11 protein-coding genes are annotated in these 8,755 nt (G+C 70.8%); 7 read left to right on the forward strand and 4 right to left on the reverse strand.

Features of this window, described 5'->3' with window-relative positions; all coding sequences use genetic code 11:
• Nucleotides 1–75: 75 nt before the first annotated feature.
• A complete protein-coding gene (locus tag NKI68_RS11005; RefSeq protein WP_254543105.1) occupies nucleotides 76–363 on the reverse strand; it encodes a DUF5789 family protein in 288 nt (95 codons plus the stop codon).
• A 95-nt stretch (nucleotides 364–458) separates the two neighbouring features.
• Here NKI68_RS11005 and NKI68_RS11010 point away from each other — a divergent pair, with 95 nt between their 5' ends.
• Both NKI68_RS11010 and NKI68_RS11015 read left to right on the forward strand, forming a co-directional pair.
• On the forward strand, nucleotides 459–1,244 hold the full coding sequence (locus NKI68_RS11010) for a PHP domain-containing protein (protein ID WP_254543106.1): 786 nt from the start codon (nucleotides 459–461) through the stop codon (nucleotides 1,242–1,244).
• A 36-nt stretch (nucleotides 1,245–1,280) separates the two neighbouring features.
• Nucleotides 1,281–1,445 carry a DUF6757 family protein gene (locus tag NKI68_RS11015; protein WP_254543107.1) on the forward strand — a complete coding sequence of 55 codons (165 nt, stop codon included), beginning with the start codon at nucleotides 1,281–1,283 and terminating at the stop codon, nucleotides 1,443–1,445.
• A gap of 13 nt (nucleotides 1,446–1,458) precedes the next feature.
• Here NKI68_RS11015 and NKI68_RS11020 read toward each other — a convergent pair whose 3' ends face one another.
• Entirely contained in the window at nucleotides 1,459–1,800 is a 342-nt protein-coding gene (locus tag NKI68_RS11020; protein WP_254543108.1) for a ferredoxin family protein, read from the reverse strand.
• A gap of 85 nt (nucleotides 1,801–1,885) precedes the next feature.
• Between NKI68_RS11020 and NKI68_RS11025 the strand changes: the two genes are divergently transcribed.
• From NKI68_RS11025 to NKI68_RS11040, 4 genes are all read left to right on the forward strand, one after another.
• Nucleotides 1,886–2,353 (forward strand): cupin domain-containing protein, encoded by a 468-nt coding sequence (locus tag NKI68_RS11025; RefSeq protein WP_254546422.1) that lies wholly within the window; start codon nucleotides 1,886–1,888, stop codon nucleotides 2,351–2,353.
• Between the two features lie 76 nt (nucleotides 2,354–2,429).
• Nucleotides 2,430–3,821, forward strand: a complete 1,392-nt coding sequence (gene chrA / locus NKI68_RS11030; protein WP_254543109.1) for a chromate efflux transporter — start codon at nucleotides 2,430–2,432, stop codon at nucleotides 3,819–3,821.
• Between the two features lie 32 nt (nucleotides 3,822–3,853).
• Nucleotides 3,854–4,225: a thiol-disulfide oxidoreductase DCC family protein gene (locus NKI68_RS11035; protein ID WP_254543110.1), complete on the forward strand. Its 372-nt coding sequence runs from the start codon at nucleotides 3,854–3,856 to the stop codon at nucleotides 4,223–4,225.
• A 256-nt stretch (nucleotides 4,226–4,481) separates the two neighbouring features.
• On the forward strand, nucleotides 4,482–5,543 hold the full coding sequence (locus NKI68_RS11040; protein WP_254543111.1) for an inorganic phosphate transporter: 1,062 nt from the start codon (nucleotides 4,482–4,484) through the stop codon (nucleotides 5,541–5,543).
• A gap of 295 nt (nucleotides 5,544–5,838) precedes the next feature.
• On the opposite strand, the gene NKI68_RS11045 is transcribed toward NKI68_RS11040, so the two are convergent.
• Complete coding sequence (locus tag NKI68_RS11045; protein WP_254543112.1) at nucleotides 5,839–7,041, reverse strand: metal-dependent hydrolase family protein; 1,203 nt, start codon at nucleotides 7,039–7,041, stop codon at nucleotides 5,839–5,841.
• Nucleotides 7,042–7,114: 73 nt separating this feature from the next.
• On the opposite strand from NKI68_RS11045, the gene NKI68_RS11050 reads away from it, so the two are divergent.
• On the forward strand, nucleotides 7,115–7,837 hold the full coding sequence (locus tag NKI68_RS11050) for a ferredoxin--NADP reductase (protein ID WP_254543113.1): 723 nt from the start codon (nucleotides 7,115–7,117) through the stop codon (nucleotides 7,835–7,837).
• A gap of 63 nt (nucleotides 7,838–7,900) precedes the next feature.
• Here NKI68_RS11050 and NKI68_RS11055 read toward each other — a convergent pair whose 3' ends face one another.
• A complete protein-coding gene (locus NKI68_RS11055; RefSeq protein ID WP_254543114.1) occupies nucleotides 7,901–8,659 on the reverse strand; it encodes a hypothetical protein in 759 nt (252 codons plus the stop codon).
• Nucleotides 8,660–8,755 lie beyond the last annotated feature (96 nt).

Raw genomic sequence — 8,755 nt, forward strand, 5'->3', positions numbered from 1 at the left:
CGCGTTCGTCACGAGATCGGGACCACGAGCGCGAGCGATACGCCCCGCGTACTCCCCCGGAAAAACGGTGAAGGTCTAGAACGACACCTGCTCCGGCCCGAACTCGCCGACCGCGTACGGGTCGCGGTCGGAGTAGAACTTCCGCCCGATCGCCTTGCTGGAGACGCCGCTGTAGAGCGCGTAGCGCGCGTCGTCGGCGTCCGAGAAGACCTCGCCGGGCACGCTCCGGAGCGCCTCGCCGACCGTCTCCGAGCCGTTCGGCAGGTCGAGTTCGAGGTCGCCGTAGGCCTCGACGAGGTCCTCCGTGGTCGCCGGATAGCTGTGCGCGTCGAGCTTCTCGTCCGCGTCGTTGAACAGACGCATACCCCAACGCAGCCGCGAATCCATCATAAACGTTCACTATAGATCCCTAACCCAAATATAAGGAACTTACATGCCCCGGTCGCCTACGGTCGTCGATGGTCGTCGCCGACCTGCACGTGCACACGACGAACTCCGACGGGACGCTGACGCTGGCGGAGGTCCCGCCCGCGGCGCGCGAGGCGGGCGTCCGCGTCGTCGGGATCACCGACCACGACCGGCTCCACCCCGACCTGCGGACGCCGGTGGCGCACGTCGGGGGCGTCACGCTCGTCCACGGCGTCGAACTGCGCGTCGAGAGCGACGCCGGGAGGGTGGACCTCCTCGGCTACGGCGCGCGCCGCACCGACGCGCTCGCGGACGAACTGGAGCGACTCCAGCGCGATCGGATCGAGCGCGCCCGGCGGATCGTAGAGCGCGTCGAGGCCGAGACGGGCGTCTCGCTCGACGTGTCGTTCGAACCGGGCGTGGGGCGGCCGCACGTCGCGCGCGCCATCGCCGAGAGCGACGCGCCGTACGACGCCCAGGGCGCGTTCGACCACCTGATCGGCGACGGCGGGCCGTGCTACGTCCCGCGGGACGTCCCGTCGTTCGAGCGCGGGGCGGCGCTGCTCGACGACGCCTGCGGGCTGGTGAGCCTCGCGCACCCGCTGCGGTACGACGACCCCGGGTCGGCGCTCGCGCTGACCGCGGAACTCGACGGCGTCGAGTACCGCTACCCGTACGGCCGCGAGGTCGACCTGCGGCCCGTCGAGCGGGCGATCGACGAACACGGTCTCGTCGTCACCGGGGGGAGCGACGCCCACGACCGGACGCTGGGGCGGGCGGGGCTGGACCGCGAGGAGTACCGACTGTTTCGCGACCGCGTCCGATTGAGCCGGTAGCGCAGGGTTCAGTAGCCTCGGGCACGGAGCGGACGTATGCAGTGTCACTACTGCAGCGACGAGGCGGACATCGCCGTCGAGCGCGGCGGCGTGACGGTCGGACTCTGTCAGATACACTTCCGCGAGCGCCTCGACGAACTGCAGGAGGAGGGGTGGCTCGACGACCTCAGGAGCGAACTCGAGATGGATCGATTCGACTGATCGCGCCCGGCGCTCAGGCCCGACTCCCGTCGACGTCGATGGCGTCCACCGGACAGATATCCACGCAGAGCATACAGTCGATACACTGCGCCTCGTCGACGGGCGCGGCCTTCTCCTCGCTCGCGGGGTGTCCCGGCGTCTCCACCCACTCGAAGACGTCGACCGGGCAGTTCTCCAGACACGGTCCCTCGCCGGTGCAGACGTCGAAGTCGACGGCGACGTGCGTCCCGTGGATGCCCAGCGCCTCGGGCGGTTCGACGCGGCCCCACACGTCGTAGTCGGCGTCGAGGTCGAGGTCGGTCTCCGCGACGGGTGTTCGCTCGCGGCTCTCGGCGAAGTCCGGGTCGATGGACATGGCGGCGATTCACGGCTCTCGCGTAAACCACACGCGGTCCGAGTCGATGAGCAGAGCTATCAGGACCCACTCCGACGGAGCGCGCATGGAGAAGGTGCGCATCGACGACGTGGACGGGTGGATGGGTCCGGCGGACGTGAAGCGACCGCTCGGGCGCGAACTCGGGACGGAGGACGTGGCGATCAACTACTTCGAACTCGCCCCCGGCGAGAGCTTCGCGTTCGGCTACCACCGCCACGCCGACCAGGAGGAGGTGTTCTACGTCCAGCGGGGAACGGTCGCGTTCGAGACGGCGGACGGCGAACTGCCCGTCGAGGCGGGCGAGGCGGTCCGCTTCGCGCCGGGCGAGTACCAGCAGGGGTGGAACCGGGGCGACGAGCGCGTCGTCGCGCTGGCGATCGGCGCGCCCGCGGAGTCCGGCGAGACGGAGATCCTCAGAGAGTGCGCCGACTGCGGCGACCGCACCCCCCAGCGCATCGAACCGACCGACGACCGCTCCGCGCTCGTGACGCTGTGTGAGGGCTGCGGGGCCGAGACGGGCCGGTTCACCTGAGGACGGGGAAGTAGCCCCCGGCGCGAGGGAACGCCGGGGCGAACGGCTTTGCGCATCGCCCGCCGAGTAGTCGGCGATGGCCGAGGCCGAGACCGCGACGGCGACCGGATCCGAGGACGGAGGGACGCCCTCGCCCGACCGCCTGCTCGAGGTCGCCCTGTTCTTCCTGAAGATCGGGCTCGTCGGCTTCGGCGGCCCACTCGTCCACATCGCGATGATGGAGGACGAACTCGTCGGCCAGGGATCGCGCGAGTGGACCGACGAGCGGACGTTCGTGGAGGGGCTCGCCATCTGCAACACGCTTCCGGGACCGGCTTCCACCCAGCTCGGGATCTTCATGGGCTGGGTGCGGGCGGGCACGCCCGGCGCGCTCGTCGCGGGGACGGCGTTCATGCTCCCCACGTTCCTCGTCGTCCTCGCGCTCTCGTACCTCTACTTCGCCTACGGGGGCCTCCCGGCGGTCGGGGCGCTGTTCTACGGCATCAACCCCGTCGTCATCGGGTTGATCGTCGGCGCGACGTACTCGATGGCACACACGGCGCTCGCGGAGGGCGACGACGACCTCCGGTTCGCCTTCGGCGGACGCGACTGGGCGGTCGACCTGAAGCTCCTCGCCCTCCTCGTCGCCGCGCTGGTCGCCACCGCCGCGCTGAACCCCAACCCGCTCCTGCTGTTCGTCGTCGCGGGCCTCGTCGGCGTCGGGATCTACCGCCCCGACTGGGTGCGCGCGAACGCCGGACGGCTCGCCGTCGGTTTCGCGACCGTAGGCGTCCTCGCCATCGCGTACGACCGGCGGGACGCCGTGGCCGCCGCGCTCGCCGGACTGGGCCGCACGCTCGGCGTGACCGGCGCGCTCGGCGGTCTGGCGGGTGCGCTCTGGGCGAACACGTGGGTGAAGCTCTTCCTGTTCATGGTCTACACCGGGTCGTTCATCTACGGCGGCGGGCTGGTGCTCGTCCCGTTCATCGAGAAGTACGTCGTGAGCGAGTTCGGCTGGATGACCGGCGCGACGTTCGTCGACGGGATCGCCATCGGCCAGCTCACCCCCGGCCCGGTGGTCATGACGACCGCCTTCGTCGGGTACGAACTCATGTACGAGACCTACGGCGGGAGCGTCGCGTGGGGCGCGCTGGGCGCGCTCGTCGCCGCCGTCGGCGCGTTCCTCCCCTCGTTCGTCTTCGTCGTGGGGCTGTTCCCCTACGTCGCCCGGATCCGGGAGGACGACCGTATCCGGGTCGCCCTCACGGGCGTCAACGCCGCCGTCGTGGGGGCCATCCTCGGCGCGACCGTCCCCCTCGCGGCGGAGGCGCTGTTCGCCCCGGAGGGGACGCCCTTCCCCGACCTCGCGGTCGATCCCGTCGCCGCCGCCCTCGTCGCGCTGTCGACGGTGCTGTTCGCTCGCGGGGTGAGCGCCGTGCGGCTCATCGCGCTGGGCGGGGCGGTGGGCCTCGCGACGCTCCTCGCCTGAGGCTTCTTTGCCTCCGACGCCGTAGGAGCGCCATGGACGACCCGCCCCTGCTCGTCTACGACGACGACTGCGGCTTCTGCACGTGGTCCGCTCGCTGGGCGGCCCGTCACAGCGACGTGCGACCGATCGGGTTCTCCGAACTGTCCGACGACCTGCGGGCGCGCCTGCCCGCCGACTACAAGCGGTGCGCCCACCTCCTCGCGGACGGGGAGACCTACTCCTGCGGCGCGTCCGTCGAGCGAACCCTCGGCAGGGTCCACCCTGCACTCGGGAGAGCGTTCGCCGTCCTCCGGCGCGTCCCGGGGTACGCCCGTCTCCGGGAACGCCTCTACCGCTGGGCCGCCGATCACCGGGCGTGGTGGGGAAGGGTCGTGAGCGCGGAGGCCGCCCGCGACGGAGCGTAACGCTCGCTACGCGCGTTGCCCTCCAGTAAGGGACTCCCACCGATCACTGATACCCAGCGGGGAACGACCGGTCGGGGAGCGACGCACATCGCTCGCCCACGTATCCCTGTAAGTTATCTAAACCCACTACGAAGCCACGAAAGCATTGTTTTGGATTGTACAAAAATCCTACCACCCGAACTTTTTTGTTCTGAGCTGAGGGACACGCTAGCGTTATGACAGTGTTCGCCAGCGACTTCGAGGAGGTGCACCGCCGATGATCGGTCCCCTGCTCGGCGTCGGCCTGCTCGTCGCCGTGTTCGCGGGGATCAACACCGGCGGGTCGTCGATCGGGGAGTCGTTCGGGCCGTCGGTGGGGAGCGGCGTGCTCTCCACCCGGGCGGCGGCCGCGCTCATGTCGGTCTCCGTCCTGGCGGGCGGCCTGCTCGTCGGTCGTCACGTCGTCCAGACGCTCGGCCACGGCTTCGTTCCGGAGGCGTACTTCACGCTCCCGGCGGCGATCGGCGTCCTCCTGTTCACGGGGCTCGGCATCCTCCTCGGGAACCTCCGCGAGGTGTCGGTCAGCACGAGCGAGACGGCCGTGGGCGCGGTCGCCGGGATGGGCGCGGCGTTCGGCGTGCTCAACTGGGAGACGGTCGGCGTCGTCGTCACCTGGTGGCTCGTCTCGCCCGTCGTCGCGTTCTGGCTCTCGGCCGTCGTCGGCCGCTACCTCTATCACCGCATCGAGGGTCGGCTCGACCTCGCCGACGGCTCGCGATCGCGCGCCGGAAAGGCGCTCGTGATCGCGATCGCCTGTTACATGGGCTTCTCCGCCGGGGCCTCGAACGTCGCGAACGCGATCGCCCCGCTCGTCGGCGCGGGCGTCCTGCCGATGGGCCCCGGGATACTGCTCGGGGCCGGCGCGATGGCGATCGGCGCGTTCCTCATCGGCCCCCGGACGATGGAGACCGTCGGCAACGAGATCACCGTCCTCTCGCTGGAGGGGGCGCTCGTCGTCGAGGTCGTCGCGGCGACGATCATCACGCTCCTCAGCTGGGCCGGGATCCCGGCGAGCCTGGCGATCACGGCGATCACGTGCGTCATCGGGCTGGGCTGGGGCCGCGCGACGCGTCACACCGAACTGGCCGAGGGCCTCGGGCTGGTCGAACGCCCGCACGCCGACGGCGGCTCGACCTCTGCCGACGAGGTGAGCGACCTCTTCAGCGAGGAGACGACGCGCCACGTCGTCGCGACGTGGATGCTCTCGCCGGCGGTCGCGGCGGGGCTCTCGTTCCTCTGTTTCACGGCCGCACAGACGCTCGGCCTCGTCTCCGTCTAGACCACCACCTTTTGCTGCGGTCGCTCGCTTCGCTCGCTCCCTGGCAAAAGCTGGATCAAAACCGCGCCTCACCCCCTCGCTTCGCTCGGGGGATTCGTCGCGTCCGCTCGTTCGCGCCTCTCGGCGCTCACTCGCGGGTGCTGCGCTGGTGCCGGCGGTGGTCAGGTCGTCCGTACCTTTATACCCGAGAGCGGGACCAGCGTCCGTGTGACCTGACGTCGGTCGCGGGGCGCTCGCGGGTGCGCGACGCCACGCCCCGCGAATCCATCCCTGCCGCGGCGTCGCCTGTCCGCCACTACCTCACCGCCTCCCCGCCCTTGTACACCGCCTCGACGTCCCGGAGGGCCGCGACGTCGTCGAGTGGATCGGAGCCGAGCGCCACGAGGTCGCCGTAGCGCCCCGCTTCGATCGCGCCGACCTCGTCGCCGGGGACGGTGCGCGCGGCGACGCTCGTGGCCGCTCGTATCGCCTCCATCTCCGAGAGGCCGACCGCAGAGACGAGCAGTTCGGCTTCGAGGGCGTTCTCGCCGTGCGGGACGAGGTCGGGACCGATGAAGTCCGTCCCGAGGGCGACGGGGACGCCCGCCTCGTGAACCCGTCGGGTCGAGTCCAGGTGTGCGCGCTGGGCCTCCCTGGCCTTCCGCAGTCCCCACTCCGGCATGCCGTGGTCCGCGCCCTCCGCGACGATCCGGTGCATGATGGCGAGCGTGGGGACGAAGGTGGCGTCGGTCTCGAGGAGGAGATCGATCGCCTCGTCGTCGACGTAGAAGCCGTGTTCGATAGTGTCGACGCCGTTTCGGAGGGCGTTCTTCATCCCCGGCGCGCCCTGCGCGTGGGCGGCGACCGGGATCCCGACGCGATGGGCCTCCTCGGCGAACGCGCGGATCTCGGCCGCCGTGTACTGGCTCTGGTCGGGGGCGTCCTTCTCGGAGAGGACGCCGCCGGTGGCCATGATCTTGATGCAGTCGACGCCGTCGCGGATGCGTCGCCTGGCCCCCTTGCGACACTCGTCGGGGCCGTCGACGATCTCTGAGAGTCCCGCGCGCGAGCGCGACCACTCGTAGGGGAGGAAGTGCGAGTCGCCGTGTCCGCCGGTCTGGGAGAACGCCCGCCCGCTCGTGTAGATCCGCGGCCCCGGGATGACGCCCTCCGAAACGGCCGTCCGGAGACCGAGGCCCGTGGCGCTCCCCACGTCCCGGACGCTCGTGAAGCCCGCCGCCAGGAGCCTCCGGAGGTCGGCGGTCGCGCGGGCGGTCATCGTCGCCACGTCCTCGCGCGCCCAGTCCATCGGGTCCATCGACCGCACCCCGGCGAGGTGGACGTGCGCGTCCACGAGCCCGGGGATCACCACGTCGTGTTCTACTTGCTCGCCGACCGCTTCGACCTCGTCGCGCGGCCCGACCGCCGCGATGCGCCCGTCCTCGATCACCACGCGGGCGTCGTAGCGCGGTTCGTCGGTGATGCCGTCGATCAGCGTCCCGCAGTCCACGGTGAGCATACCCGGTGTGCGGGTACCGGCGACAAAGCCCTGCTGGGTGGGCTTTTCCTTGCCGGGGCGCGTAGGGGAGTCCATGACCGTCACGGCCGAGGTCGTCTCCGTCCATCAGATGACGCCGCGGGTCAAGCAGTTCCGTCTGCGAGTCGAGGGTCACGAGTTCGACTACGAGCCGGGACAGCACACGACCGTTCAGTTCGAGCGGGACGGCGAGGAGGTCGTCCGGCCGTACACGCCGACGAGCCTCCCCGGAACGGACTCGATCACGCTCGCCATCAAGGTCTACGACGACGGGACCGCCTCGGCGTACATGCACACGCGCCGCGTCGGCGACGAGGTCACCCTGGGTGCGCTGGAGGGGAACCTCACGCTCGAGAACCCCGAGGCGGACGTCGCGTTCGTCGCCACGGGGACGGGCATCACGCCGATGATGGCGCTGCTGAAGCAGTACCTCCGGGAGGGCGAGGGCGACGTCCACTTCTTCTTCGGCGAGAAGGACCGGGAGAGCGTCCTCTACCGCGAGACCCTGGACCAGCTCGAGGCGGAGCACGAGAACCTCACCGTCGTCTACTCGCTGTCGGAGAGCGGCTACGAGTGGACCGGTCCCACCGGGCACGTCCAGGAGCACCTGGAGGAGTACCTCGACGACTTCGAGGAGCGAGATTTCTACGTCTGCGGCGTCCCGGGGATGGTCGTCGAGACGACGGAGCGCCTCGCGGACCTCGGCGCGCCCGACGACCGGGTGTTCACGGAGGGCTGGGAGGAGGGTGCCGTCGCGGACGAGGGCGACGGCGGGTGATCGATCGGCGCTCCGTGGGACGCGGAGCGACCCGGAGCGACCCGGGGTGCCCACCGCGAGTGTCTACCACGGCGTGACGCCGCCCCGGTAGTCGCGGATCCGTTCGCCCGCACACTGGCTGTAGCGAAGCATCAGGCGCGGTTCGCGGCCCGCCGGCTCGACGTATCGACACCCGCAGACGCTCCCCTCGTAGTCGAAGTGCTCGGCCCGGACCGCCGCCGTCTCCCACGGGTAGCCGCTGACCATCGGGCTCACCACCAGCGCGCCGTCGTCCGGTCGCATCGAGCCGACGTCGTGTTCGAGGCCGAGGGCGTGGCCGCACTCGTGGAGCGCCACCTGCATCGCGTAGGTCCCCCAGGTCCGGCCGACGACCGTCGACGCGCTCCCGGCCGGCGGGAGGCTCGCCATCGCCGCACCGCCCCCGACCGCCGCGACGTGCGGGACGCCCGCGCCGGTCGGCCACTCGGTCAGGGGCTCGTCGGTGACGAGGAGGTTGACGTCGTCGCACGGCGTCGCCGGTCCCATTCCGGCGCTCCCCTGGACGAGCCGTCGGGGCCACTCGCCGCCGACGACGAGGTCGTATGCACGCTCGGTCGAGACGCGGACGGTGCCGCCGAACTCGACGGTCGCCCCCCGATGCACCCGACGGAACGCCCGTCCGAGGTAGCCGCTCACCCGTCGCCACAGCCCCGCGTACGCGGCCGCCTGTTCGCTGAACCATACCTTCACGTTGAGGGTCGCCTCCGGGCGGGAGAGCCGTCGACCGGTGACTCCCATCGAGCCGATCGCTCCCGCCGAGAGGAGGAACTTTCGCCGTTTCATTCGTGCCAGCCACGCGACATCGAGCGCCGTACCCGGTTCCCACGTGCTCGTATCGGTCGCCCGATGTGTCGCGCTGAGTGGCACTGACGACCGGCC

This window comes from Halomarina pelagica, from assembly GCF_024228315.1.
Lineage (GTDB): Archaea > Halobacteriota > Halobacteria > Halobacteriales > Haloarculaceae > Halomarina > Halomarina pelagica.